Raw genomic sequence first — 25395 nt, 5'->3', positions numbered from 1 at the left:
CCCCGCAGGCTCCTGTCAGACGTATTTGATGCTCAGGACTTCGTAGCTCTTGTCGCCGCCCGGTGTGCGAACCTCGACGCTGTCGCCCTCGTCCTTGCCGATCAGCGCCCGCGCGATGGGCGACTTGATGTTGAGCAGGCCGCGCTCGATGTCGGCCTCGTGCTCGCCCACGATCTGCCAGGTCTTTTCCTGGTCGGTGTCTTCGTCGGCCACGGTGACGGTGGCGCCGAACTTGATGGTGCCCGAGAGGCGCGACGGGTCGATGACCTCGGCCAGCGAGAGCACGCCCTCGATCTCCTTGATCCGTCCCTCGATGAAGCTCTGCTTTTCCTTGGCGGAATGATACTCGGCATTTTCCGAGAGGTCGCCATGCTCGCGGGCCTCCGCGATCGCCTTGATGATCGCCGGACGCTCAACGCTCTTGAGCTTCTTGAGTTCGGTATCAAGCGCGGTATGGCCCGCGCGGGTCATCGGTATCTTGTCCATCGGATTGGCGGAACTTTCACTGGGAGAAAGGGCAACACTCAGGCTGTTAACTCAATCGGGGCGGGGAAAGTCAATAGTCCGGAAAGGGTTGCCGGGGTAGGATGGCGGAAAACGGGCAGGGCCGGAACAGGGCAGATACAGGTGGGCGGTTCATGCGCAACTTCCTGAGATTCGTGGCGATCTACTTTCTCGCGGGCATCGTCTTCGTGGCGCTGGTGCGCGATGATCCGGTGGCGCTGATCGGTGGTCTGGTGGCCGCACTTCCGGCGACGGTGCTGTTTTTCTTCCAGAAGGCGTGGTGGCTGGTGCTGGCCTTTGCGGCGCTGTTCCTGGTGCTGCCGCGGGGCGAGTTCATGGCGCGGATTCCGCGCGCCGTGATCGTGCTGATGGTGTGCAACCTGTTCTTCCTGACCTTCACGTTGGTCAAGACCAGCCTGCCCTATGCCCTGCCGTTCTGGGCCGACCCGGCGCTGGCCGGGATCGACCGGGTGCTGCATGGCGGGGTGGACCCCTATGTGCTGACCCATGCCGTGGCCGCATGGATCCCGCCCGCCGCGGCGGTGACGCTCTACATGGGCATCTGGATCGTGCCGGCGATGTATCTGCCGGTGATCCTCGTGCTGTTCGACGGCGACCGCGCGCGGGTGGGCCGCTTTTTGCTGCTCTATGCCGTGGGCTGGGCCGTGCTGGGCTCGGGGCTGGCGCTGGCCGGCATGTCGGCCGGGCCGGTTTACTACGACCGGCTGCTGGGCGGCGACCGCTTTGCCGGGCTGGCGCAGGCCTTGGCCGACAGCGGGATTGCCGCCAGCATGACCGGGCAGGTGCAGGACTTCCTGTGGGGCGTTTACGACAGCGGCACCCAGGGCGTGGGCTCGGGAATATCGGCCTTTCCGAGCGTACATGTGGGCATGGCCTGCGTGCTCTCGCTCTATCTCTACGAACGCGCCCGCTGGCTGGCGCCGGTGGCGGTGGCGCTGACGGCGGCGTTTCAGATCCTGTCGGTGCATCTGGGCTGGCATTACGCGGTGGATGGCTATGCCTCGATTGCGGTGACCCTCACCACATGGGCCGTGGTGCGGCGCCGGCAGGCGGCGCGATCCGCCCCGGAAATGGCCGAATTGAGCCCCGAAACCATCTGATTTTTCTGGCACCACCCCGGAAGGATGACGCCCGACGCGCGGGCGACTGGGGCTATCGAGGGGTTTGCGGCCATGATCGGCACGGCGATTGCACATCTGCGCAGGGGGGCGGACGAGCCCTTCGAGGCAGGCGTGGTCTCGTGGTTCTTGCGGTTTGCGCTGATCTACCTCGTCGCCGCCATGGTGGCCGTGGGCTGCCTTGTGGACTTCCAGTCGATGGTGAGCCCGGCCCTGGGCGGCGGGAGCCGGTTCTTTCACTTCATCCGCGATGTGCTGCTGGGGATCTTCCCTGTGCTGCTGGTGCTGTTCTTCGTGATCGGCTGGCAGCGGATCCGGCTGCGGGGCGCGGCGCTGGCCAAGGTCTTTGTGGCCTGCGTGGCGTTGCAGACCGGCTTCACCATGATGAAGAGCGTGATGCCGATGATCCTGCCGTTCTTTGCCGACCCTTTCCTTGCCGATCTCGACGAGGCGCTGCATGGCGGCGCGCCCTGGGTCTGGGCGCACGGGCTGATCGGCATGGGCGAGGGGCAGAGGCTGTTTCTGGCCTATACCAAGATCTGGGGCGTCTGGGCGCTGCTGTTTCCGGTGCTACTGGTGCTGCTCGACAGCGACCGGGCGCGGGTGAAGCGCTTTCTGGTGCTCTACCTCGTGGCCTGGGTCGTGATCGGCAATGTGCTGGCGCTTTCGGGCCTGTCGGTGGGGCCGATCTTTTATGACCGGCTGCTGGGGGGCGAGCGCTTTGCCGGGCTGATCGAGGTGCTGGAGGACGGCGGCATCGGGCAGACCGTGATCGGGATGACCCAGCAGGCGCTGTGGGAGCTTTACGCGACCGGGAACAACTATATCGGCCCCGGCATCTCGGCCTTTCCGAGCGTGCATGTGGCGGTGGCCGGCGTGGCGGCGATCTACCTTGCCGAGCGCAGCCGGTGGCTGGGGGTGGCGGGGCTTCTTTACCTTGCGGTGGTGCTCTTCCTGTCGGTCTACACCGGCTATCACTACGCGGTGGACGGCTATGCCTCGATCGCGGTGGTCGGGCTGGTCTGGGCCGCGCTGAAGCGGCGCGACGGCCGGCGGGCGGCAGACCCGGCCGGAGCGATGGCCCCGGCCGAGTAGGGGCGAGCTTCAGAGCAGGGTGCCGCCGGAGGCCTCGATCCGCTGGCCGGTGATCCAGTTGCTCGGCCCGGCGAGCAGGGCGGCGACCGCGTTGCCGATGTCCTCGGGCAGACCGGGGCGGCCCATGGCCGACATTTCCGACACGCGGGCCTTCATCTCGGGGTCGTCGCGGACCATGCCGCCGCCGAAGTCGGTTTCGATCGCGCCGGGGGCCAGGGTGTTGACGGCGATGCCGCGGGGCCCGAGTTCGCGGGCCATGTAGTGGGTCATCACCTCGACCGCGCCCTTGGCCATGGCATAGGCCGCCATGCCGGGGAAGGAAAACCGGGTGAGGCCGGAGGAGACGTTGAGCACCCGCGCGCCGTCGGAGAGCAGGGGCAGCAGGGCTTGGGTGAGGAAGTAGGGGCCTTTGACGTGCACTTGCATCATCGCGTCGAAGTCGGCCTCGGAGGTTTCGCCGATCAGGGTGTGGGCGCCGTAGCCGGCGTTGTTCACCAGAATGTCGAGCCGGGTGCCGCCGAGGGTGGCGAGGGTCTCGGGGAGGGCCTGCGCGAAGGCGGCGAAGCTGGCGGTGTCTTCGGTGTCGAGTTGCAGCGCGGCGGCCTCGACCCCGGCGGCGCGGGCGGCGGCGAGCACCTCATCGGCAGCCTCGGTGTTGGACTTGTAGGTGATGATCGGCGCGACCCCGGCTTGCGCGAGGTGGGTGGCCATGGCGCGGCCGAGGCCGCGGCTGCCACCGGTGATGAGGGCGATGGGGGTTTTGGTAGGCATGGTCTGATGTCCTGCGTTGTGTCGATGCCGCTGAAATGGGCCGCCCCTGCCGCCTCGGCCTGCTGCATCCTCCGCCGAACCTGCCCGATCCTCCGAAACCGGGCGGCGCCCCCTGTTGAAAGCCGCCGCCTCTGCCGCATCTTCCTGAAGACCACCAGAGGAGCCGTGCCGATGGAGCACCGCGCGTTGATCGCTGCCCTGAACGACCATGCCGACCGACTTGGCGGCGGTGACATGCCAATGCCCGTCGGCGTGCCGGGGCTGATGCTGATGCGCTGCGAGCAGGTGACGGAGCTGGTGCCGGTGGTTTACGAGCCGGTGCTCTGCGTGGTGCTGCGCGGCGCCAAGGAGGTGTGGTCACGCGAGGTGCCCTATGCCTTCCGGGCGGGCGAGAGCTCGTTGATTTCCTTCGATCTGCCGACCCGGGCGCGGGTGCTGGAGGCGCCCTACCTGTCGCTGGCGCTGAAGATCGACGTCGGCCTGCTGGCCGAGCTGTCGGCAGGCGGCGAGACCACGGCGGAGGGGCCGGTGGAGCCGGTGAGCCAGGGGGTGGCGGATGCGGCGCTGATGGACGGGCTGACGCGGCTGTTCCGGCTGAAGGACACGCCCGCCGCGATCGGCCAGCTTGCGCCGCTGATCCTGCGGGAGCTGCATTTCTGGCTGCTGAACTCGTCGCACGGCCCCGCATTGGCCGCATTGGCGCGGCACGACAGCCACGTGGCGCGCATCGCCCGCGCCACCGCCGAGATCCGCCGCAGCTACACCGCGCCGCTGCGGGTGGCGCCGCTGGCGAAGCTGGCGGGCATGTCGGCCTCGACCTTCCATGACCACTTCAAGACCCTGACCGGCACCACGCCGCTCCAGTTCCAGAAGCAGTTGCGGCTGGTGGAGGCGCGGCGGCTGATCGAGGCGCAGGGGCAGGGTGTGAGCCAGGCGGCCTTTGCGGTGGGCTACGAGAGCCCGACCCAGTTCAGCCGCGAGTTCAGCCGGATGTTCGGCGCGCCGCCGAGCCGGGTGATGCGCGAGGCGGTGCGGGTCTGAGCGACCCTGCGCCGGAGCCTCCGGGGCTTGACCGAGCGGAAATGGCCTGCCAGCCTTGCGCGCGTTAGACCAAGTCATTCAACCGGAGACATTTCCATGAAGCGCATTGTTGCGGCTCTTGCCCTATCGACCACCCTTGCCCTGCCCGCCGCCGCCAACCTGCCCTCGGGCGGCCTTGGCGGATTTTCCCTCAGCCCCGATGGCGCCACCCTGCTGGCGGGCGGCGACAACCGGGTGATCTATGTGATCGACGCCGCAACCTTCGAGGTGAAGGAGCGGATCTGGAGCCCGGCGATGCCGGTTTGGATGGATCACTCGGCCGACGGCAGCCTTGTCTACGTGCTCGACAGCGACGACATGCTGACCGCCTATGCCGCCGCCGACATGAGCAAGAAATGGGAGATCCAGCGGGTGCGCGACATGGCGTTCCGCCCCGAGGCGAACCGGATCGTGACCTGGCGCGGGGTGTCGGGCGGATCGGAGATCACGGTGATCGACGCCACCACCGGCGGGCAGCAGAAGACCGTGGCGACGCCGGAGGGAACGCAGATCGACAGCGCGGGCCTCAGCGATGACGGCACCATGCTCTATGCGATCACCCGGCAGGAAAAGAGCGAGGACGAGACCAAGGAAAAACCGGGCGACGATGTGAAGGGGCTCGACAAGGAGATCTTTCGCAAGAAGCACGATGGCTACGTGGCGCAGCTTCTGAAGGTCGATCTGGAGGCGGGCACGACCGCGGCGACCGGGAGCTGGTACAGCGGCTCGAACTTTGACGATGTGCGCGCGGTGGGCGAGCAGGTGTTCTACCTCAAGCCCGGCAGCGACCCGATGGTGGCGGATGCCGCCGGCGAGGTGACGATGCTCGACCTCCAGCGCACCAATGGCGATTATGCCGAGATCAGCCCCGATGGCACCGAGATCGTGGCGGGCGATGGTGGCAAGGTGAGCTTCATCCCCGTCGCCGGTGGCGCCCCGCTGACGCTGGGCGTGGAAGACCTGCCCGGCTGGTTCGAGAAGACCCAGGGCTTCGAGTACCTGCCCGATGGCCGGGTGGTGGCGGTGACCGATGGCTGGCGGCTGGTGGTGATCGACCGGGCGGCGGGCACGGCGACGGCATATCCGGTCTACTGAGCAGGGGGAGTGCGCGCCACGGTGCCGCGTGATGCGGCACCGTGAGCCTTGAAATCGCCACGCGAAGCCCGTAAGTGCCCCCGGAACGATACCCGAGGAAAGAGCACCCCATGGCCAGCGCCAATCCGCTTCAGTTCATCCAGCAGGTCCGCACCGAGGTGGGCAAGGTCGTGTGGCCGAGCCGCCGCGAGGTGGTGCTGACGACGGTGATGGTGTTCATCATGGCGCTGCTGACCGGCGTGTTCTTCTTTTTCGTCGACTGGATGATCCGCACCGGGCTGACCCAGATCCTCGGGCTGTTCGGGTAGGATGCGTTTGGTGGGTTTCACCCACCCTACTTGAAATCACCGGCCCATCGGTTTATCCCGCTTTCAATCCCCGAAAACATGGCGCGCCCGAATCGACGGCGCGCCCGTTTTTTATCGGGGAGTCGGATTGACGCGCCCCGGTGAGGGGCCAACAGACAAGCAGGTTTGACATGGCGAAGCGGTGGTATTCGGTGGCGGTTCTCTCGAACTTCGAGAAGAAGGTGGCCGAGCAGATCCGGACGGATGCGGAGGCCGGTGGGCTGACCGACGAGATCGAAGAGGTGCTGGTGCCGACCGAAGAGGTCATCGAGGTGCGCCGGGGCAAGAAAGTCACCGCCGAGCGGCGGTTCATGCCCGGCTACGTGCTGGTGCGGATGGACATGAGCGATGCGGGCTATCACCTGATCACCTCGATCAACCGGGTCACCGGGTTTCTGGGGCCGCAGGGCCGCCCGATGCCGATGCGCGACAGCGAGGTCGAGGCGATCTTGGGCCGTGTCGAGGAGAGCGATGCCGCGCCGCGCAGCCTGATCACCTTCGAGGTGGGCGAGAATGTGAACGTGACCGACGGGCCGTTCGAGGGCTTCAGCGGCAACGTGGAGGAGGTCGACGACGACGGCCAGCGCCTGAAGGTGACCGTGTCGATCTTTGGCCGGGCGACGCCTGTCGAGCTGGAGTTCACCCAGGTCACGAAGCAGACCTGAGGGCATGAGCTTTGGCGAGGCCCTGACCCGCGCCGAAGCCGCGCTGACCGAGACCGAGGGGCTGGAGGCCGCGCTTTCAGAGCTAAAGGCCAGCCGCCCATCCGAAGTGAAAGCCGCCGAGTTCCGGCGGCTTTTTCATGTCTGCTACAGGGTGCTGGGGCTGAACGGCCCGCCGCCCGCGCTGTCCGCCGACTGGCCGGGCGAGCGCATTCGCCGCAAGGCGGCGGAGCTGATCACGACCAGTTTCTTTGACGAGGGTGCGCGGCACCGGGCGCATGTGCAGCACGCGATCACCCGCGCCGTGGCGCTGGGCCGGGAGATGCCGGCGGGCGCGCCGGCGGAGCCGGTGCCCGTGCCCCATGTGCCGCTCGACAGCGACGAGGCCCGCGCCCTTGCGCGCCCCTGGCTCGACCACCTCGCCGCCGCCTTTGGCGACAGGCCGCTGGCGCATCTTTCCTTCTGCTGGACGGCGCATGAGTTTCCGCTCGCCCCCTTTGCGCAGATCATCGACGCCTGGCTGGCGGAGGTGGCCCCCGCCGACCATGCCGCGTTGCACCGGGCCTTTGCCCTGTCGACCCTCGCCGAGCAGGGCAGCCAGCGGCTGACGTGGGAGAATTGCGTGGCCGAGGTGCTGCCGCAGCTCGAAGACCCGCATCCGCTGGTGGCCGGGGCCGCCGGGGTCTATTTCGGCACGCTCTACGCCTTTGAGCTGTTCACCCGCTCCACCCCCAAGCCACTGCCTTGGGCGCTCGACCACATCTCGGCCGTGAAGGGCCATCGGCGGATCGTGGCGGGGGGGTTCCTGCAGGGGATCGACGCCGACATGGGCGGGCCGTTCGACATGCTGCAAAAGGAGCTGCCGAGGTTCGACGTGCAGGGCTGGGTGCTGGAGGTTCTGTCGAAGGGGGACGAGGAGCCCTATCTGCCGAGTGCGCAGAGCTTCTGGTTCTATGTGCACGAGGGGTTTTGCCATGCGCCCGCGTTCATCACCCGGATGATCGACGCGGGCCACGGCTGGGAGGCGATGATGTGCGCCACCGAGATGCAGGCGCGGGTGGAGGGGATGGCCCCGGTGCTGGAGCGCCTCGCCGCGATGGAAGACCCCGAGGTCAACGGGCCGGCGCAGCGGACCCTGAAGGCCCATTACTCACATTGAGGACACGCATCGAGGCAGACGCGGAAAGGCCGGGCAGCGGAGGCCCGGCCGTGAGATGTGTGGCCGCCGGCGGTCAGGCGGCGGCGGGATCGGCGCGGGAGATCGCGGTGAAGCCGCTGTAGCTGGTGCCTTCGACGGTGCTGCGGATCACCGCTTCGGCGCGGTCGGCATCGGCCACGGAAAAGCCGATCCAGAGGGCGCCGGTGTCGTCGCCGTTGGGCATTTCCTGGGTGCCGGTGCTCCGGCCCAGCTCGGCCATTTCCAGCGAGGCCTCGATCAGCACCATGGCCTCTTCGCAGAACTCGCGGGCGGTGGTGCGGCCCGGGGTGGCGCCGCGGATGTCGTCGAGACGGTAGCTCACGGCAAGCCAGGCGCCTGCGGGGTTGGCGGCTTTGAAGGTTTCGCTGTCTGAATGCATCATCTGAACGGCTCCTTGCCTGGTGCTATCGCTACCTGACCCACAATAAGCCCGCATCCGGCGGGATCGGGGCGGGATTGCGGCAATCCTGCGGCTGGGGAGATGTCGTTGCGTCAGCGTGACAGGCCGGTGGGCGGAAGGTGGCGGGCGGCGGTGGCAGGTGTGGCAAGGCCGGGCCATTGAGCGTTTGACGCAAGGGCGAAATGCTCCTATGACGCGGCTTCCTTCGTCCCCCGCCGCCATGGCGGGGCCGAATCGCGTGGGAGGGGCGGCGCTCGCGGGTGCCAAGCCGGACCACGTCAACAGACAGGCGGCCCGTCGCGTTGGGCTGCCGTTGAGCAAAGGAGGCCCAAATGGCCAAGAAGATTGCCGGCACCATGAAGCTTCAGGTGCCCGCCGGACAAGCAAACCCCTCTCCGCCGGTTGGTCCGGCGCTGGGTCAGCGCGGCATCAACATCATGGAATTCTGCAAGGCGTTCAACGCCAAGACGCAGGAAATGGAGCAGGGTGCCCCCTGCCCGACCGTGATCACCTACTACCAGGACAAGTCGTTCTCGATGGATATCAAGACGCCCCCCGCGTCTTACTATCTGAAGAAGGCGGCCAAGGTGAAATCGGGGGCCAACAACCCCTCCCGCGAGACTGTCGGCAGCGTGACCGTTGCCCAGGTGCGCGAGATCGCCGAAGCCAAGATGAAAGATCTGAACGCCAACGACATCGAAGGCGCGATGAAGATCATCGTCGGTTCTGCGACGTCCATGGGCATCGAGGTGAAGTAAGATGGCAAAACTCGGAAAACGTACCCGCGCCGCCCGCGAAGCCTTTGAAGGCAAGCTGGACCTGACCGTGGAAGAAGCCGTGGCCCTGGTGAAGGGCAATGCGAGCGCCAAGTTCGACGAGACCGTCGAGATTGCCATGAACCTCGGCGTCGACCCGCGCCACGCCGACCAGATGGTGCGTGGCAAGGTTGCCCTGCCCAACGGCACCGGCAAGGAAGTTCGCGTGGCCGTGTTCGCCCGTGGCGACAAGGCTGACGAGGCCAAGAAGGCCGGCGCCGACATCGTGGGCGCGGAAGACCTGATGGAAATCGTTCAGGGCGGCAAGATCGACTTCGATCGCTGCATCGCCACCCCCGACATGATGCCGATCGTCGGCCGTCTGGGTAAGGTGCTTGGTCCGCGCAACCTGATGCCGAACCCCAAGGTCGGCACCGTGACGATGGACGTGAAGGAAGCCGTGGAAGCCGCCAAGGGCGGTGAAGTGCAGTTCAAGGCCGAGAAGGCCGGGGTTGTGCATGCGGGCATCGGCAAGGCCTCGTTCGACGAGGGCAAGCTGGTTGAAAACGTGCGCGCCTTCGTGGACGCCGTTTCCAAGGCCAAGCCGACCGGTGCGAAGGGCACCTACATGACGAAGATCGCGATTTCTTCGACCATGGGCCCGGGCGTGACCATCGAAGTGGACAACGCGCTGGGCAACTGAGCCCGGACAGCGAATGAGTTTGAGAGGGGCGGGCCGGGTGGCTCGCCCTTTTTCGTTGGTGCGGCGGGTGACCTGCGTGGCCTGCGCATCCTTTTGCTCTTTACGCGCCTTTGGCGCGATGACACCCCACCCGCCGTCCCTTGGGCTGCGACACATCGGGCGCTTCCCCATGGCCGCCATTTGCGGCATCACCGCGCCATGACCCGCGCGTTTCGCCAGACCCTGATTGCCTATGCCGCCGCCTTGATGTTGGCGGTGATGGGGGCGGTTTCGGCGCATCACATGGGGCCGCCTTCGGAGGCCGCAATTGAAGCGGCGGAGATTTCGGCGCTCGGGTTCGAGGTGGATGACCTTTGCGGCGAGATGGCCCTCGGCGGGGCCTATCACTGCCCGTTCTGCCACAAGCTGCCCGAGCCGCCGCGCCTTGCCGCGCCCGATGCGGTGGACCGTCTGGCGCGGGTGATCCTCGAGCAGCGCGGCACCGACCTGCTGCGCGGGCCGCAGCACATTGCCGATCACGTGACCACGCGGGCGCCGCCGCGCCTCTCCTGAGCTTTCCGAACGACTGACCTTATTGGCGCGGGGCGGACCTGCGCCCGGATTCTCATGGAGACGAAGATGTTGACCAGATCGACCGGGGCCCTGCTTGCCCTCGGCCTGCTTGCCGGTGCGGCGCAGGCCCATGCCACCCTTGAACAGAGCGAAGCCGCCATTGGCGCGACCACCAAGATCACCCTGCGGGTGCCCCACGGTTGCGAGGGGGAGGCGACCGAGGCGGTGCGGATCGAGATCCCCGAGGGGTTCTACGCGGTGAAGCCGATGCCCAAGGCGGGCTGGGTGCTGGAAACCGAGACCGGCCCCTATGCCACCCCCTATGACAACCACGGCACCGAGATGGCCGAGGGGGTTCGGGCGGTGACGTGGCGCGGGGGCGATCTGCCGGATGCCTTCTATGACGAGTTCACCCTGCGCGGCGCGGTTGGCCCGCAGATGGAGGCGGGCGCGGTGATGTTCTTTCCGGCAGTTCAAACCTGTGCCAATGGCACGGTGGAGTGGACCGACACCAGCGGGGCGGAGGGCGTGGCCGGGCCTGCGCCGGGCGTAAGGCTCGTGGCCGGCGATGGCGGGCATGGTCGTGCGTCGGAGAAGGCGGTGCTGGGGGCGCTGGAGATCACCGCGCCTGCGGCGGCGGCGACCCTGCCAAACCAGCCGGTGGCCGGGGGCTTCATGACCATCACCAACACCGGGACGCAGGGCGATGTGCTGATCGGCGCGCGCAGCTCCATGGCCGGGCGCGTGGAGGTCCACGAGATGGCGATGGAGCGCGACGTGATGAAGATGCGCGCGCTGCCCGGTGGCCTGCCGATCCCTGCCGGGGAGACGGTGGTGCTGGAGCCGGGGGGCTTTCATCTGATGTTCACGGAGCTTTCGGGGCCGTTGGTCGCCGGGGAGGTGGCCGAGGTGACGCTGGTCTTCGAGACGGCAGGTGAGCTGCGCTTGCGGTTTCCGGTGAAGCCGCGGGGTGAGATTGGCGGTGGTGGGCACGGCGGGCGTGGTGCCCATGCCGGGCATGGTGGCAACTGATGGGCGGGGCGCAGAAGTTGGCCTTGTCGCTCACCGCGGGGCTGGGGCTGCTGGCGCTGGCGTCGGTGGGCTGGTTTGCCTGGCTCTCGCCACGGATGAACGCGGAGGCTTCGATTGATCTCGGGCACGGGGATTACGTGCTGGAGGGGACCGACGGCGCGGCCTTCACCGAGGCCAGCCTGCGGGGCGCGCCGACGGCGGTGTTCTTCGGCTTTGCCCATTGCCCCGAGGTCTGCCCGACGACGCTGGGGGATATCGACCTCTGGCAGGCAGAGCTGGCCGAGGAGGGGCGCGACCCGTTGCGCACCTATTTCGTGACGGTCGACCCGGAGCGGGACACGGTGGAGGTGATCGGGGACTACGTGTCCTGGGTGCCGGGCGTGGTGGGCGTCTCGGGGGCGCGCGAAGAGATCGACAAGGCGATTGCGGCGTTCCGGGTCTATGCCTCGAAGGTGCCGCTGGAGGGCGGGGGCTACACGATGGACCACTCGGCCTTCGTGCTGCTGTTCGACGATCGCGGCAATTTCTTCGAGCCGATCCGCTACCAGGAGGAGCTGGAGAGCGCGATGGGCAAGATCCGGCGGGTGCTGGAGAAGTGAGCCCTGGCGGAAGGGGCGGGGGTCCGCTCCTTCCGCGATGGGGCTGCTAGCTGCAGACGTTGCCGGGCACGATGTTGCCCTGGCTCAGGGTGGCGCCGCCGAGCATGTCGACGAAGACGGCGCGGGTGCCGTTGATCTGGACGAATTGGCAGTCTGTCGCCTCGCCTGTGTAGGTGTAGCAGATCGAGTCGCCGTTCATGCGCCAGGTGCCGGCGTAGACCTCTGTGTCGCGGCCCACCACAAGCCCGCCGGGGTCGTGGAACTCGCAGTAGGAGGTGCCATCGGCGAGCGCGCCGACGACGCTGGCGCCGGAAAGCATTTGCTGGACGGTCGCGCCGGGGGTGCGGGCGACCTGTGGCAGGCTGAGACAGGCAGTGAGGGCTGCGAGGGCAAAAAATGGAATGCTGCGGGCAATGGGCATTATGTAATCCTCCGTTAATCCGACAAGAATGCACGATGACCCAAGGGAAAGCACGATGTTTCTGCATTTGTGCACTTACCGACGGGGCGCGGCGGCCCGCGCCTGCGCTGCGGCGGCAAATGGCCGGGGCACTTGTGACCGGGATCGGATGGCGTATAGCTGCGCGCGACGTGTCCCGGTGCGGGGCGGATGCATTGGAGAAAGCGAGAGCATGGACAGAAGGACGGTAATGTTGGGCGGGAGCGCGCTGGCTCTGATGGCGGCGGCGCCCCGGGTGTCTCTGGCGAATTATGCCCCCAAGCCCGCGGGCTGGCGCAGCTTCGAGATCACCACGAAGGTGGTTTTGCCGCGCGGTGGCAAGGCGGCGCAGGCCTGGGTGCCGGTGCCGGCACTGGCGGCGGAGGGCTGGTCGCGGCCCGGCGAGACGCTGTGGATGACCAATGCGCCCGAGGCGGAGCTGGTGGAAGACACGGAGCAGGGCGCGAGCTTTGTTCATGCAAGCTGGCCCGAGGGCGAGGGCAATGCCGAGATCGAGGTGATCTCGGTTGTCGCCACGCGGGACCGTGCGGTGTCGCTGACTGAGGGCAGCGAGGCAGTGCTGAGTGCGGAGGATCGCGCCCATTTCACCGCGCCGACCGCGCTCATTCCGACCAATGGGATCGTGCTGGAAACCGCGCAGGGCATCGTTGCCGGGCTGGACGGCGAGCTGGAGAAGGCCCGTGCGATCTATGACTGGGTGGTCGAGCAGACCGAGCGCAACCCCGAGACTCGGGGCTGTGGCCTTGGCGATGTGGCCTCGATGCTGCACATGGGCGACCTCACCGGCAAATGCGCCGATCTGAATTCGCTCTACGTCGGGCTGGCCCGGGCGGCCGGTTTGCCGGCGCGCGACCTCTATGGCATCCGCGTTGCGCCCTCGGCCTTTGGTTACAAGAGCCTCGGTGCGGGCTCGGAGGTGGTGACGAAGGCGCAGCACTGCCGCGCCGAGGTGTTCATCGACGGGATCGGCTGGGTGCCGGTCGACCCGGCGGATGTGCGCAAGGTGGTGCTCGAAGAGCCGCCGAAGACGCTGACGCTGGGCGACGAGAAGGTGCAGGACGTGCGCGCGGCGCTGTTCGGGGCCTCGGAGGGCAACTGGATTGCCTTCGGCGATGCCCACGACGTGGTGCTGCCCGGCGCGCAGGACGACACGCCGCTGCCGTTCCTGATGTATCCGCAGGCCGAGATCGACGGCACGCGGCGGGACGAGCTGGCGCCGGACGAGTTTGTCTACACCATCACCGCGCGCGAACTGACGGCCTGACGCGCGCGCCGCAGCTTGCTGGCCCCGCGCCCGGCAGATAGGATTCATCCACCTTGTCTGCCGGGCGCACGCCGATGCTGAAGCTCTATGGCCACCCCTTTGCCTCCTTCTGCTGGAAGGCGCTGATTGCGCTTTACGAGCGCGAGGTGCCCTTCGACTTCCTGATGGTAGACCCGGAGCATCCGGATAATGCCGCCTTTGTGGCGCAGGCCGCGCCGACCGGGCAGTTTCCGGTGCTGGTGGACGGGGCGCGGGTGGTGATCGAGAGTGCGCCGATCATCGAGTATCTCGACCTGCACCATGGCGCGGCCGCACCGCTGGTGCCCGCAGATCCGCGCGCGGCGATCGAGGCCCGGCAGATGGATGGCGTCTTCGACGATTACGTGATGGCGCCGCTCACCCGCATGGTGCTGAACCGGATCCGGGGCGCGGCGCACGACCCGCTGGCCGACGAGGAGGCGCAGGCCGTGCTCGACAAGGCCTATGCCTGGCTCGATCTCTGGATGGCGGAGCGCGACTGGGCGGCCTGCGGGCGTTTCACCCTTGCGGATGTCGCCGCCGGACCGGCGCTGCACTATGCCCACTGGGGCCACCCGATTGCCGCCCGCCACACCGCGCTGCTGGCCTATCGCGCCCGGCTGATGGCGCATCCCTCGATTGCCCGCGTGGTCGACGAGGCCCGCCCGATGCGCTGGATGTTTCCGCTGAAGGACAATGGCAGCCCGGATTGAGCGCCCGCGCCGCTCGCGGCGGGATCGAACAAAGTTGATCGCCCCGCGCCGGTTTGTGGCTCCGGGGACTTGCCCTTGGCGGCCCATGCCACTAAACCGCCCCCTGCAACCCAGCGTGCGATTCGTCGTGCGCTGTTTTGCGTTTCGTCCAAGACGGTGGGTGGCGTTCGTCCGAACCCCTTAATTTCCTGCCTGAGACGGGTCAGAACATGTTTTCCCGCGAGGCTTCTCTCGGGCGAACTTGGCTTCAGCCCCGTAGTACGGACCTGAGTGTTGGCTTCGGCCAGCAAAAAAGAGCCGGGCGGGGATGATCCTGCCCAAATTGGAGTGAAACTGTGGATAGAGCCCAGAAAGAGAAAGTGGTCGAGGAACTCGGCCAGATTTTCGAAAGCTCTGGCGTCGTTGTGGTCTCCCACTACGAGGGTCTCACGGTTGCCGAGATGCAGGACCTGCGCGCGCAAATGCGCGAAGTTGGCGGGTCCGTACGTGTCGCCAAGAACAGGCTCGCCAAGATCGCCCTGGAAGGAAAGCCTTGCGCCAGCATTGCCGATCTTCTGACGGGTATGACCGTTCTCGCCTACTCTGAAGATCCTGTGGCTGCGGCCAAGGTTGTTCAGGCGTTTTCCAAGGACAACTCGAAGCTCGAGATCCTCGGTGGTGCCATGGGTGAGAGCGCTCTGGACGTCGCTGGTGTCAAAGCCGTGGCCGCCATGCCGTCTCGCGAGGAGCTCATTGCTTCCATCGTGGGCTGCATCGGTGCCCCCGCCTCGAACATCGCCGGCGCCATTGGCGCACCTGCCTCGAATATCGCGTCCATCCTTTCGACTATCGAAGAGAAGGCCGCGTAAGGCAACGAATGAGAGCCGCGTAGGGGTTGATTACCTCGCGTTGGAACACATCTAGACAGACGGAAAGCGAAAAATGGCTGATCTGAAAAAACTTGCTGAAGAGATCGTGGGTCTGACCCTTCTCGAAGCCCAAGAACTGAAAACCATCCTCAAGGACGAGTACGGCATCGAGCCCGCAGCTGGCGGCGCAGTGATGATGGCCGGTCCCGCTGGCGGCGACGCCGGTGCTGCGGAAGAAGAGAAAACCGAGTTCGACGTGATCCTGAAGGCCGCTGGCGCCCAGAAGATCAACGTCATCAAAGAAGTCCGCGCCATCACCGGCCTGGGCCTCAAGGAAGCCAAGGAACTGGTCGAAGCCGGCGGCAAAGCTGTCAAAGAAGGCGTCGACAAGGCCGAAGCCGAAGACATCAAGGGCAAGCTGGAAGCAGCTGGCGCCGAGGTGGAACTCAAGTAATCGGCTGCCGCCCGTCACGGGTGGCCCGATAGAGAATTGGCTGGATCCGGGCAAAAATCCGGGTCCAGCCGAATGCGTCTCGGCAAGCGCCTCTGCAAGAGGTTCTTTCCAAGGCGCGTTCGACTGGATCGGGTGCCTGCCGGTGGGACGGTGGGCTGGTATTGATCCCGGACGCTCCTTCATTCGTGAGCCGCGCCCTCCCGGTGCCCCGACGGGAATGCGTGCGGCGACAGACGAAAGGTGACACACCGCTATGGCTTCGACCCTCCTCGGCCACAAACGTTTCCGCCGTTACTACGGCAAAATCCGCGAAGTTCTGGAGATGCCGAACCTCATCGAGGTTCAGAAAAGCTCCTATGACCTGTTCCTGAATTCCGGCGATCAGCCCCAGCCGACCGACGGCGACGGCATCATGGGCGTCTTCCAGGGCGTCTTCCCGATCAAGGACTTCAATGAGACAGCTGTTCTCGAGTTCGTGAAATACGAGCTGGAGAAGCCCAAATACGATGTTGAAGAGTGCCAGCAGCGCGACATGACCTACAGCGCCCCGCTGAAGGTCACCCTGCGGCTCATCGTGTTTGATGTGGACGAGGATACCGGCGCCAAGTCGGTGAAGGACATCAAGGAACAAGACGTGTTCATGGGCGACATGCCCCTGATGACCCCGAACGGCACCTTTGTTGTCAACGGCACCGAGCGCGTCATCGTTTCCCAGATGCACCGCTCCCCCGGCGTGTTCTTCGACCATGACAAGGGCAAGACCCACGCCTCGGGCAAGCTGCTGTTTGCCTGCCGGATCATCCCCTACCGTGGCTCGTGGCTGGACTTCGAGTTCGACGCCAAGGACATCGTCTTTGCGCGCATCGACCGTCGCCGCAAATTGCCCGTGACCACCCTGCTCTATGCCCTCGGGCTGGACCAGGAGGCGATCATGGACGCCTATTACGACACGGTCAGCTACAAGCTGAAGAAGAACAAGGGCTGGGTGACCAAGTTCTTCCCCGAGCGGATGCGCGGCACGCGGCCTGCCTATGATCTGGTCGACGCCAAGACCGGCGAAGTGATCGCCGAGGCCGGCAAGAAGGTTACCCCGCGCGCGGTGAAGAAGATCATCGACGAGGGCAAGATCACCGAGCTGCTGGTGCCGTTCGACCGGATCGTTGGCAAGTTCGTGGCCAAGGACATCATCAACGAGGAGACCGGCGCGATCTACGTCGAGGCCGGCGACGAGCTGACCTGGGAAACCGACAAGGACGGCGACGTGACCGGCGGTTCCCTGAAGGAGCTGGTGGACGCGGGCATCACCGACATTCCGGTGCTCGACATCGACGGCATCAACGTGGGTGCCTACATCCGCAACACCATGGCGAACGACAAGAACATGAACCGCGACACCGCGCTCATGGACATCTACCGCGTCATGCGCCCCGGCGAGCCGCCCACCGTGGAGGCCGCCTCCACCCTGTTCGACAGCCTGTTCTTCGACAGCGAGCGCTACGACCTCTCGGCCGTGGGCCGCGTGAAGATGAACATGCGCCTCGATCTCGACGCCGAAGACACCCAGCGCACGCTGCGCAAGGAAGACATCGTGTCCTGCATCAAGGCGCTGGTCGAGCTGCGTGACGGCAAGGGCGAAGTGGACGACATCGACCACCTCGGCAACCGCCGTGTGCGCTCCGTCGGCGAGCTGATGGAGAACCAGTACCGCGTGGGTCTGCTCCGCATGGAGCGGGCGATCAAGGAGCGCATGTCGTCGGTCGAGATCGACACCGTCATGCCGCAGGATCTGATCAACGCCAAGCCGGCGGCCGCCGCCGTGCGCGAGTTCTTCGGCTCCAGCCAGCTGTCGCAGTTCATGGACCAGACCAACCCGCTTTCGGAAGTCTCCCACAAGCGTCGCCTTTCGGCGCTTGGCCCGGGCGGCCTGACCCGTGAGCGTGCCGGCTTCGAGGTGCGCGACGTGCACCCGACCCACTACGGCCGGATGTGTCCGATTGAAACGCCGGAAGGCCCGAACATCGGCCTGATCAACAACCTCGCCAGCTTTGCGCGGGTCAACAAGTATGGCTTCATCGAAACCCCCTACCGCCGTGTCGAAAACGGCCAGGTGACCGATGAAGTGCACTACATGTCGGCCACCGAAGAGATGCGCCACACGGTTGCACAGGCCAACGCCAGCCTCGACGAGAACGGCAAGTTCACCAACGAGATGGTCAACACCCGTCAGTCCGGTGAATACACGCTGGCTCCCAACGAGAACGTGGACCTGATCGACGTGAGCCCGAAACAGCTGGTTTCGGTCGCCGCCTCGCTCATCCCCTTCCTTGAGAACGACGACGCCAACCGCGCCCTCATGGGCTCGAACATGCAGAAGCAGGCGGTGCCGCTGCTGCAGGCCGAGGCTCCGCTTGTGGGCACCGGCATCGAGCGCAAGGTGGCGATCGACTCCGGCGCTGCCATTCAGGCGTTCCGCGGCGGGATCATCGACCAGGTCGACGCGCAGCGGATCGTGATCCGTGCCACCGAAGACCTCGAGCCGGGCGATCCGGGCGTGGACATCTACCGTCTGCGCAAGTTCCAGCGTTCGAACCAGAACACCTGCATCAACCAGCGTCCGCTGGTGAAGGTGGGTGACAAGGTGGTGAAGGGCGAAGTGGTTGCCGACGGTCCGTCGACCGACATGGGGGAACTGGCGCTCGGCAAGAACGTCGTCGTCGCCTTCATGCCGTGGAACGGCTACAACTACGAAGACTCGATCCTCATCTCCGAGCGCATCGCCAAGGATGACGTGTTCACCTCGGTCCACATCGAAGAGTTCGAAGTGGCCGCACGTGACACCAAGCTCGGGCCGGAAGAGATTACCCGCGACATTCCCAACGTCGGCGAGGAAGCCCTGCGCAACCTCGACGAGGCCGGGATCGTCTACATCGGTGCCGAAGTGGGCCCCGGCGACATTCTCGTCGGCAAGATCACCCCGAAGGGCGAGAGCCCGATGACCCCGGAAGAGAAGCTGCTTCGCGCGATCTTCGGCGAAAAGGCCTCCGACGTGCGCGACACCTCGCTGCGTCTGCCCCCGGGCGACTTCGGCACGGTGGTGGAAGTGCGCGTGTTCAACCGCCACGGCGTTGAAAAGGACGAGCGGGCGCTTCAGATCGAGCGTGAAGAGGTCGAGCGCCTCGCACGTGACCGTGACGACGAGCTGGCGATCCTCGATCGCAACATCTACGCCCGTCTTCAGGGCATGATCATGGGCAAGACGGCCGTGAAAGGCCCGAAGGGCGTGAAGCCGAACTCGGAAATCACCGAGGACCTGCTGGAGCAGCTCTCCAAGGGTCAGTGGTGGCAGCTCGCGCTGGGCGACGAGGCCGAGGCCCAGATGGTCGAGGCGCTGCACGAGCAGTACGAGGCGCAGAAGCGCGTGCTCGATGCCCGTTTCGAGGACAAGGTCGAGAAGGTCCGCCGCGGCGACGATCTGCCCCCGGGCGTGATGAAGATGGTCAAGGTCTTCATCGCCGTGAAGCGCAAGCTTCAGCCGGGTGACAAGATGGCCGGTCGTCACGGGAACAAGGGTGTCATTTCGCGGGTCGTGCCCGTGGAAGACATGCCCTTCCTCGGTGACGGCACCCCGGTCGACTTCGTGCTCAACCCGCTGGGCGTGCCCTCGCGCATGAACGTCGGTCAGATCCTTGAAACCCACATGGGCTGGGCCTCTCGCGGGCTTGGTATCCACGTGGACGAGGCCCTGGGTGAATACCGCCGCTCCGGCGACATGACCCCGGTGCGCGACGCGATGAAGCTGGCCTATGGCGAAGAAGCCTACAGCGATCACATCCAGTCGCTCGACGAAGACCTGATCCTCGAGGCGGCGGGCAACGTGACCCGCGGCGTGCCGATTGCGACCCCGGTTTTCGACGGTGCCAAGGAAGTGGACGTGAACGATGCGCTCAAGCGCGCGGGCTTCAACGAAAGCGGCCAGTCGGTGCTGTTCGATGGCCGGACCGGCGAGCAGTTTGCGCGCTCGGTGACGGTGGGCATCAAGTACCTGCTGAAGCTGCACCACCTCGTGGACGACAAGATCCACGCACGTTCGACCGGCCCCTACAGCCTCGTCACCCAGCAGCCGCTCGGTGGTAAGGCCCAGTTCGGTGGCCAGCGTTTCGGGGAGATGGAAGTCTGGGCTCTGGAAGCCTATGGCGCCGCCTACACCCTGCAGGAAATGCTGACCGTGAAGTCGGACGACGTGGCTGGCCGGACCAAGGTGTACGAGTCGATCGTCAAGGGCGAGGACAACTTCGAGGCGGGCATTCCCGAGAGCTTCAACGTGCTCGTGAAGGAAGTCCGCGGCCTCGGCCTGAACATGGAACTCCTGGATGCGGAGGGCGAGGAGTAGATCATTCAGCCGACCCCGTGCTTGCCATGGGGTCGGCACAAGAACCGGACGAGTTGTGACACGCGGACGGCAAACTTGTTGATAGGTATCGAAGCAGGTAGTGAAATGACCACAGTTCATCAGACAGCAGACATCGCCAGCAAGTCGGCCGGACACTCCGGTGCGGCGGAAGAGGCGTTGTTTGTGATGACCTGCCAAAAGTACGAGCGCTACCTGAATGCATCACTTCAGAACCTCGATGAGTTCTGGCCTGAGCACCCCCCTGCCTATGTCGTCACCGATGGGGCGATTGAAGGCGAAAGGGTATTTCGCAAACCCGGCAGCAATTTTGTGGAATTGCTCTCTCATGCGCTGGACGAGCTTGAACAGCACATGCCGGAATGCGGGCATGTTTTTCTGATGCTCGAGGATCTGGCGCCTTTGGCTCCCGTAGACGATGACTACCTGACCAAGGTGAGGGACCTCATTCGCACCCAGAACAAGAAGTACTTCTTTGTCCTCTGGAATACGGATGACGCGATTGAGGGCTGCGACTTTTCGGAGCCGGCCGATGACCTGGGGGAGGACGCCGAGGCGCTTTCTCTCAGAACCATCAACGCCGATTACCGTGCGTTCAACTCGCTTGTGGTTTGCTATTGGGAGATCGGACATCTTCGCGATGTCCTCTCGTACAAGTTGACCGCAGGCGAGACGGACCCGTGGCGGTTCGAGTTTCCGGCTCTTGGTCTGAATGAAGATCACTATCACACTAAGCCGATGTGGCCGACCTTTCAGAGCGGTGTTCTGAAAAGGGGAGCGATCTCGGCAGCCATCAAGAAACCCCACGCGTTCGGACCTTCGCCACTGCTGACACAAGTGCAGAAAGAACTGAGCTCCAGCTCACGAATATTGTGGGACATCCGAAGAGAAATCGGCCTCTGGAAGGAAAAACGGAGACTTTCTTCTCTGAAGAAGAGGATAGGCCATTGACCCGAGCCACACCGAATACCCTTTCCAGATATGCAGCCCCTGCGCAGGGCACCCAGGGCGCCAAAGGAATATGATATGAACCAGGAACTGACCAACAACCCGTTCAACCCGCTCACCCCGCCGAAGGTGTTTGATGAGATCAAGGTCTCGCTCGCTTCGCCGGAGCGGATCCTGTCTTGGTCTTTCGGTGAGATCAAGAAACCCGAGACGATCAACTACCGGACCTTCAAGCCCGAGCGTGACGGTCTGTTCTGTGCCCGTATCTTCGGGCCGATCAAGGACTACGAGTGCCTCTGCGGCAAGTACAAGCGGATGAAGTATCGCGGCGTTGTCTGCGAGAAATGCGGTGTGGAAGTCACGCTGCAGAAGGTCCGCCGCGAGCGCATGGGCCACATCGAGCTGGCCGCCCCGGTCGCGCATATCTGGTTTCTGAAGTCGCTCCCCAGCCGGATCGGCCTCATGCTGGACATGACGCTCCGTGACCTCGAGCGCATTCTCTACTTCGAGAACTACGTCGTCATCGAACCGGGCCTGACCGACCTTCAGTACGGTCAGCTGATGACCGAAGAAGAGTTCATGGACGCGCAGGACGCCTACGGGATGGACGCCTTCTCGGCGAACATCGGCGCCGAGGCGATCCGCGAGATGCTCAGCCAGATCGACCTCGAGGCCGAGGCCGAGCAGCTGCGTGCCGACCTGAAGGAAGCCACCGGCGAGCTGAAGCCCAAGAAGATCATCAAGCGTCTGAAGATCGTCGAGAGCTTCCTTGAATCCGGCAACCGCCCCGAGTGGATGGTGCTGACCGTGATCCCCGTGATCCCGCCCGAGCTGCGCCCGCTGGTGCCGCTGGACGGTGGCCGCTTTGCGACCTCCGACCTCAACGACCTGTATCGTCGCGTGATCAACCGGAACAACCGTCTGAAGCGCCTGATCGAGCTTCGTGCGCCCGACATCATCATCCGCAACGAAAAGCGGATGCTGCAGGAGTCGGTCGATGCTCTGTTCGACAACGGTCGCCGTGGCCGCACCATCACCGGTGCGAACAAGCGTCCGCTGAAGTCGCTCTCCGACATGCTCAAGGGCAAGCAGGGCCGCTTCCGTCAGAACCTTCTCGGCAAGCGGGTCGACTTCTCCGGTCGTTCGGTGATTGTGACCGGCCCCGAGCTGAAGCTGCACCAGTGCGGCCTCCCCAAGAAGATGGCGCTCGAGCTGTTCAAGCCCTTCATCTACTCGCGGCTGGAGGCCAAGGGCCTTTCGAGCACCGTGAAGCAGGCGAAGAAGCTGGTGGAGAAAGAGCGCCCCGAGGTGTGGGACATTCTCGACGAGGTGATCCGCGAGCACCCGGTTCTGCTGAACCGTGCGCCCACGCTGCACCGTCTCGGCATTCAGGCATTCGAACCCCAGCTGATCGAAGGCAAGGCCATCCAGCTTCACCCGCTGGTCTGCTCGGCCTTCAACGCCGACTTCGACGGCGACCAGATGGCCGTGCACGTGCCGCTCTCGCTGGAAGCCCAGCTTGAAGCCCGCGTGCTGATGATGTCGACCAACAACGTTCTGTCTCCGGCGAACGGCGCACCGATCATCGTGCCGTCGCAGGACATGATCCTTGGCCTCTATTACATCACGATGGAGCGCGAAGGCATGAAGGGCGAAGGCATGGTCTTCGGCTCGGTCGAGGAGGTGGAGCACGCGCTGAATGCCGGCGAGGTGCACCTGCACTCCAAGATCAAGGCCCGGATCAAGCAGATCGACGACGAAGGCCAGGAAGTGTTCGAGCGCTTCGACACCACGCCGGGCCGCATGCGCCTCGGCGCGCTGCTGCCGCTGAACGCAAAGGCCCCCTTCGAGCTGGTCAACCGCCTGCTGCGGAAGAAAGAGGTGCAGCAGGTCATCGACACCGTCTACCGCTACTGCGGGCAGAAGGAGTCGGTCATCTTCTGTGACCAGATCATGACCATCGGTTTCCGCGAGGCCTTCAAGGCGGGCATTTCGTTCGGCAAGGACGACATGGTGATCCCCGACAACAAGTGGACCATCGTGGACGACACCCGCGAGCAGGTGAAGGACTTCGAACAGCAGTACATGGACGGCCTGATCACTCAGGGCGAAAAGTACAACAAGGTTGTCGATGCCTGGTCGAAGTGTAACGACCGCGTCACCGACGCCATGATGGAAACCATCTCTGCCATCAAGAAGGACGAGAACGGCGCCGAAGCGGAGCCGAACAGCGTTTACATGATGGCGCACTCCGGTGCCCGTGGCTCCGTGACCCAGATGAAGCAGCTGGGCGGGATGCGCGGCCTGATGGCCAAGCCTTCGGGCGAGATCATCGAGACGCCGATCATCTCGAACTTCAAGGAAGGCCTGACCGTGCTGGAGTACTTCAACTCCACCCACGGGGCTCGGAAGGGTCTGTCGGATACCGCTCTGAAGACGGCGAACTCGGGTTACCTGACCCGCCGTCTGGTGGACGTGGCGCAGGACTGCATCATCCGTCAGCACGACTGCGGCACCGAGCGGGCCATCACCGCTGCCGCCGCCGTCAACGACGGCGAGGTGGTGAGCAGCCTTGCGGAGCGTATCCTTGGCCGCGTGGCCAACGAGGATATCATCCACCCCGGCACCGAAGAGGTGCTGGTGGCGCGCAACGAGCTGATCGACGAGCGCAAGGCCGACATGGTCGAGCAGGCCAACGTGGCCACCGTGCGGATGCGCTCGCCCCTCACCTGTGAGGCCGAGGAAGGCGTTTGCGCCATGTGCTACGGGCGCGACCTTGCCCGCGGCACCATGGTCAACACCGGCGAGGCTGTCGGCATCATCGCCGCGCAGTCGATCGGTGAGCCCGGCACCCAGCTGACGATGCGGACGTTCCACATCGGCGGCGTTGCCCAGGGTGGTCAGCAGTCGTTCCAGGAGGCCTCTCAGGAGGGCACCGTGGAACTGCGCAATGCCACGCTCCTCGAGAACGAGGCAGGCGAGCAGATCGTGATGGGCCGGAACATGGTGATGGCGATCATCGACGCCAACGGCACCGAGCGGGCCAGCCACAAGGTGACCTACGGCTCCAAGGTCTTCGTGACCGACGGCCAGAAGGTTGCCCGCGGCGACAAGCTCTACGAGTGGGACCCCTACACCCTGCCGATCATCGCGGAGAAGGCCGGTACGGCCAAGTTTGTCGACCTCACGACCGGCATTGCCGTGAAGGACGAGACCGACGACGCCACCGGCATGACCCAGAAGATCGTGATCGACTGGCGGACTGCACCCAAAGGCAACGAGTTGAAGCCCGAGATCATCATCGTGGGCGAAGACGGCGAGCCGATGCGCAACGATGCCGGCAACCCTGTGACCTACCCGATGTCCGTCGACGCCGTTCTGTCGGTGGAAGAGGGCCAGGAAGTGAAGCAGGGCGACGTGGTGGCACGCATCCCGCGGGAAGGTGCGAAGACGAAGGACATCACCGGTGGTCTGCCGCGTGTGGCCGAACTCTTCGAAGCCCGCCGTCCCAAGGACAACGCGATCATCGCGGAGGCCGACGGCTACGTGAAGTTCGGGCGCGACTACAAGAACAAGCGCCGGATCTCCATCGTGCCGGGTGACGAGAGCCTCGAGCCGATCGAGTACATGGTGCCCAAGGGCAAGCACATCCCGGTGCAGGAAGGCGACTTCGTGCAGAAGGGTGACTACATCATGGACGGCAACCCGGCGCCGCATGATATCCTGTCGATCATGGGTGTCGAAGCGCTGGCCGAATACATGATCGACGAGGTGCAGGACGTCTATCGCCTTCAGGGCGTGAAGATCAACGACAAGCACATCGAGGTCATCGTTCGGCAGATGCTCCAGAAGTGGGAGATCCTCGACTCGGGCGACACGACGCTGCTGAAAGGCGAGCACGTGGACAAGGCCGAGTTCGATGCCGCCAACGAGAAGGCCGTGGCCAAGAGCGGCCGTCCGGCACAGGGCGAGCCGATCCTGCTCGGGATCACCAAGGCGTCGTTGCAGACCCGCAGCTTCGTTTCGGCGGCCTCGTTCCAGGAGACGACCCGTGTGCTCACCGAGGCTTCGGTGCAGGGCAAGCGCGACAAGCTCGTGGGCCTGAAGGAAAACATCATCGTGGGCCGCCTCATTCCGGCGGGCACCGGTGGTGCGACCCAGAAGGTGCGCCGCATCGCGACCGAGCGCGACCAGAAGGTGATCGACGCGCGTCAGGCCGAGGCGGAAGCCGCGGCGGCGCTGGCGGCTCCGATGGACGACGACATCGTGGGTGGCGACGAGTTCGACACGCTGGTGGATACGCCCGAGAGCCGGTAAGCGCCGGCCATCGACAGACACGCAAGGGGGCCT

23 protein-coding genes are annotated in these 25395 nt (G+C 65.2%); 19 read left to right on the top strand and 4 right to left on the bottom strand.

Annotation, left to right across the window (positions count from 1 at the left end; all coding sequences use genetic code 11):
• Positions 1 to 15 precede the first annotated feature (15 nt).
• A complete protein-coding gene (gene greA, locus GTH22_RS15015; protein WP_252946327.1) occupies positions 16 to 486 on the bottom strand; it encodes a transcription elongation factor GreA in 471 nt (156 codons plus the stop codon).
• Between the two features lie 152 nt (positions 487 to 638).
• Between greA and GTH22_RS15010 the strand changes: the two genes are divergently transcribed.
• Positions 639 to 1625 carry a phosphatase PAP2 family protein gene (locus GTH22_RS15010; RefSeq protein ID WP_252946326.1) on the top strand — a complete coding sequence of 329 codons (987 nt, stop codon included), beginning with the start codon at positions 639 to 641 and terminating at the stop codon, positions 1623 to 1625.
• Between the two features lie 24 nt (positions 1626 to 1649).
• Positions 1650 to 2738 carry a phosphatase PAP2 family protein gene (locus GTH22_RS15005; RefSeq protein WP_252946325.1) on the top strand — a complete coding sequence of 363 codons (1089 nt, stop codon included), beginning with the start codon at positions 1650 to 1652 and terminating at the stop codon, positions 2736 to 2738.
• Positions 2739 to 2747: 9 nt separating this feature from the next.
• On the opposite strand, the gene GTH22_RS15000 is transcribed toward GTH22_RS15005, so the two are convergent.
• A complete protein-coding gene (locus GTH22_RS15000; protein WP_252946324.1) occupies positions 2748 to 3509 on the bottom strand; it encodes an SDR family NAD(P)-dependent oxidoreductase in 762 nt (253 codons plus the stop codon).
• A 6-nt stretch (positions 3510 to 3515) separates the two neighbouring features.
• Between GTH22_RS15000 and GTH22_RS14995 the strand changes: the two genes are divergently transcribed.
• The 5 genes from GTH22_RS14995 to GTH22_RS14975 all read left to right on the top strand — a co-directional run bounded on the left by GTH22_RS14995 (position 3516) and on the right by GTH22_RS14975 (position 7852).
• On the top strand, positions 3516 to 4550 hold the full coding sequence (locus tag GTH22_RS14995) for an AraC family transcriptional regulator (RefSeq protein ID WP_252946323.1): 1035 nt from the start codon (positions 3516 to 3518) through the stop codon (positions 4548 to 4550).
• Positions 4551 to 4646: 96 nt separating this feature from the next.
• Positions 4647 to 5684 carry a PQQ-binding-like beta-propeller repeat protein gene (locus GTH22_RS14990; protein WP_252946322.1) on the top strand — a complete coding sequence of 346 codons (1038 nt, stop codon included), beginning with the start codon at positions 4647 to 4649 and terminating at the stop codon, positions 5682 to 5684.
• A gap of 110 nt (positions 5685 to 5794) precedes the next feature.
• Positions 5795 to 5992, top strand: coding sequence for a preprotein translocase subunit SecE (secE, locus tag GTH22_RS14985; protein ID WP_252946321.1), 198 nt, complete (start codon positions 5795 to 5797; stop codon positions 5990 to 5992).
• A 170-nt stretch (positions 5993 to 6162) separates the two neighbouring features.
• On the top strand, positions 6163 to 6696 hold the full coding sequence (nusG, locus tag GTH22_RS14980) for a transcription termination/antitermination protein NusG (protein WP_252946320.1): 534 nt from the start codon (positions 6163 to 6165) through the stop codon (positions 6694 to 6696).
• A gap of 4 nt (positions 6697 to 6700) precedes the next feature.
• Positions 6701 to 7852 (top strand): hypothetical protein, encoded by a 1152-nt coding sequence (locus GTH22_RS14975; RefSeq protein WP_252946319.1) that lies wholly within the window; start codon positions 6701 to 6703, stop codon positions 7850 to 7852.
• 73 nt (positions 7853 to 7925) lie between these two features.
• Here GTH22_RS14975 and GTH22_RS14970 read toward each other — a convergent pair whose 3' ends face one another.
• Entirely contained in the window at positions 7926 to 8273 is a 348-nt protein-coding gene (locus tag GTH22_RS14970) for a hypothetical protein (protein WP_252946318.1), read from the bottom strand.
• Positions 8274 to 8623: 350 nt separating this feature from the next.
• Between GTH22_RS14970 and rplK the strand changes: the two genes are divergently transcribed.
• The 5 genes from rplK to GTH22_RS14945 all read left to right on the top strand — a co-directional run bounded on the left by rplK (position 8624) and on the right by GTH22_RS14945 (position 11932).
• Positions 8624 to 9049 (top strand): 50S ribosomal protein L11, encoded by a 426-nt coding sequence (gene rplK / locus GTH22_RS14965; RefSeq protein WP_252946317.1) that lies wholly within the window; start codon positions 8624 to 8626, stop codon positions 9047 to 9049.
• 1 nt (position 9050) lies between these two features.
• Positions 9051 to 9749, top strand: coding sequence for a 50S ribosomal protein L1 (gene rplA / locus GTH22_RS14960; protein WP_252946316.1), 699 nt, complete (start codon positions 9051 to 9053; stop codon positions 9747 to 9749).
• A 198-nt stretch (positions 9750 to 9947) separates the two neighbouring features.
• A complete protein-coding gene (locus tag GTH22_RS14955; RefSeq protein WP_252946315.1) occupies positions 9948 to 10301 on the top strand; it encodes a hypothetical protein in 354 nt (117 codons plus the stop codon).
• Between the two features lie 66 nt (positions 10302 to 10367).
• On the top strand, positions 10368 to 11333 hold the full coding sequence (locus GTH22_RS14950) for a DUF1775 domain-containing protein (RefSeq protein WP_252946314.1): 966 nt from the start codon (positions 10368 to 10370) through the stop codon (positions 11331 to 11333).
• A gap of 23 nt (positions 11334 to 11356) precedes the next feature.
• Complete coding sequence (locus GTH22_RS14945; RefSeq protein ID WP_252946313.1) at positions 11357 to 11932, top strand: SCO family protein; 576 nt, start codon at positions 11357 to 11359, stop codon at positions 11930 to 11932.
• Positions 11933 to 11978: 46 nt separating this feature from the next.
• On the opposite strand, the gene GTH22_RS14940 is transcribed toward GTH22_RS14945, so the two are convergent.
• A complete protein-coding gene (locus GTH22_RS14940) occupies positions 11979 to 12353 on the bottom strand; it encodes a hypothetical protein (RefSeq protein ID WP_252946312.1) in 375 nt (124 codons plus the stop codon).
• A 229-nt stretch (positions 12354 to 12582) separates the two neighbouring features.
• Here GTH22_RS14940 and GTH22_RS14935 point away from each other — a divergent pair, with 229 nt between their 5' ends.
• From GTH22_RS14935 to rpoC, 7 genes are all read left to right on the top strand, one after another.
• Positions 12583 to 13656: a transglutaminase-like domain-containing protein gene (locus GTH22_RS14935; protein WP_252946311.1), complete on the top strand. Its 1074-nt coding sequence runs from the start codon at positions 12583 to 12585 to the stop codon at positions 13654 to 13656.
• 53 nt (positions 13657 to 13709) lie between these two features.
• On the top strand, positions 13710 to 14387 hold the full coding sequence (locus GTH22_RS14930) for a glutathione S-transferase family protein (RefSeq protein ID WP_252946310.1): 678 nt from the start codon (positions 13710 to 13712) through the stop codon (positions 14385 to 14387).
• A 335-nt stretch (positions 14388 to 14722) separates the two neighbouring features.
• A complete protein-coding gene (gene rplJ / locus GTH22_RS14925) occupies positions 14723 to 15235 on the top strand; it encodes a 50S ribosomal protein L10 (protein WP_252946309.1) in 513 nt (170 codons plus the stop codon).
• 73 nt (positions 15236 to 15308) lie between these two features.
• Positions 15309 to 15689, top strand: a complete 381-nt coding sequence (gene rplL, locus GTH22_RS14920) for a 50S ribosomal protein L7/L12 (RefSeq protein WP_252946308.1) — start codon at positions 15309 to 15311, stop codon at positions 15687 to 15689.
• Positions 15690 to 15942: 253 nt separating this feature from the next.
• Positions 15943 to 20079, top strand: coding sequence for a DNA-directed RNA polymerase subunit beta (gene rpoB / locus GTH22_RS14915; RefSeq protein ID WP_252946307.1), 4137 nt, complete (start codon positions 15943 to 15945; stop codon positions 20077 to 20079).
• A gap of 105 nt (positions 20080 to 20184) precedes the next feature.
• The gene (locus tag GTH22_RS14910; RefSeq protein WP_252946306.1) at positions 20185 to 21048 is read left to right on the top strand and encodes a hypothetical protein; all 864 of its coding nucleotides are present in this window, start codon (positions 20185 to 20187) and stop codon (positions 21046 to 21048) included.
• A gap of 75 nt (positions 21049 to 21123) precedes the next feature.
• Entirely contained in the window at positions 21124 to 25362 is a 4239-nt protein-coding gene (rpoC, locus tag GTH22_RS14905; protein ID WP_252946305.1) for a DNA-directed RNA polymerase subunit beta', read from the top strand.
• Positions 25363 to 25395: the final 33 nt, after the last annotated feature.

Source organism: Oceanicola sp. 502str15, assembly GCF_024105635.1.
Lineage (GTDB): Bacteria > Pseudomonadota > Alphaproteobacteria > Rhodobacterales > Rhodobacteraceae > Vannielia.
The sequence above is the reverse complement of the archived record's forward strand: the minus strand, read 5'-3'. Positions and strand labels throughout refer to the sequence as shown.

Bases quoted from the DNA above. Each gene is read 5' to 3' on its own strand.
- GTH22_RS14995 (WP_252946323.1), top strand. From the start codon at position 3,516: ATGTCCTGCGTTGTGTCGATGCCGCTGAAATGGGCCGCCCCTGCCGCC.
- secE (WP_252946321.1), top strand. From the start codon at position 5,795: ATGGCCAGCGCCAATCCGCTTCAGTTCATCCAGCAGGTCCGCACCGAG.
- GTH22_RS14975 (WP_252946319.1), top strand. From the start codon at position 6,701: ATGAGCTTTGGCGAGGCCCTGACCCGCGCCGAAGCCGCGCTGACCGAG.
- rplK (WP_252946317.1), top strand. From the start codon at position 8,624: ATGGCCAAGAAGATTGCCGGCACCATGAAGCTTCAGGTGCCCGCCGGA.
- nusG (WP_252946320.1), top strand. From the start codon at position 6,163: ATGGCGAAGCGGTGGTATTCGGTGGCGGTTCTCTCGAACTTCGAGAAG.
- GTH22_RS14955 (WP_252946315.1), top strand. From the start codon at position 9,948: ATGACCCGCGCGTTTCGCCAGACCCTGATTGCCTATGCCGCCGCCTTG.
- GTH22_RS15000 (WP_252946324.1), bottom strand. From the start codon at position 3,509: ATGCCTACCAAAACCCCCATCGCCCTCATCACCGGTGGCAGCCGCGGC.
- rplL (WP_252946308.1), top strand. From the start codon at position 15,309: ATGGCTGATCTGAAAAAACTTGCTGAAGAGATCGTGGGTCTGACCCTT.
- GTH22_RS14970 (WP_252946318.1), bottom strand. From the start codon at position 8,273: ATGATGCATTCAGACAGCGAAACCTTCAAAGCCGCCAACCCCGCAGGC.
- rpoB (WP_252946307.1), top strand. From the start codon at position 15,943: ATGGCTTCGACCCTCCTCGGCCACAAACGTTTCCGCCGTTACTACGGC.
- GTH22_RS14940 (WP_252946312.1), bottom strand. From the start codon at position 12,353: ATGCCCATTGCCCGCAGCATTCCATTTTTTGCCCTCGCAGCCCTCACT.
- GTH22_RS14935 (WP_252946311.1), top strand. From the start codon at position 12,583: ATGTTGGGCGGGAGCGCGCTGGCTCTGATGGCGGCGGCGCCCCGGGTG.
- rplA (WP_252946316.1), top strand. From the start codon at position 9,051: ATGGCAAAACTCGGAAAACGTACCCGCGCCGCCCGCGAAGCCTTTGAA.
- GTH22_RS14910 (WP_252946306.1), top strand. From the start codon at position 20,185: ATGACCACAGTTCATCAGACAGCAGACATCGCCAGCAAGTCGGCCGGA.
- greA (WP_252946327.1), bottom strand. From the start codon at position 486: ATGGACAAGATACCGATGACCCGCGCGGGCCATACCGCGCTTGATACC.
- GTH22_RS15005 (WP_252946325.1), top strand. From the start codon at position 1,650: ATGACGCCCGACGCGCGGGCGACTGGGGCTATCGAGGGGTTTGCGGCC.
- GTH22_RS14990 (WP_252946322.1), top strand. From the start codon at position 4,647: ATGAAGCGCATTGTTGCGGCTCTTGCCCTATCGACCACCCTTGCCCTG.
- GTH22_RS14950 (WP_252946314.1), top strand. From the start codon at position 10,368: ATGTTGACCAGATCGACCGGGGCCCTGCTTGCCCTCGGCCTGCTTGCC.
- GTH22_RS15010 (WP_252946326.1), top strand. From the start codon at position 639: ATGCGCAACTTCCTGAGATTCGTGGCGATCTACTTTCTCGCGGGCATC.
- rpoC (WP_252946305.1), top strand. From the start codon at position 21,124: ATGAACCAGGAACTGACCAACAACCCGTTCAACCCGCTCACCCCGCCG.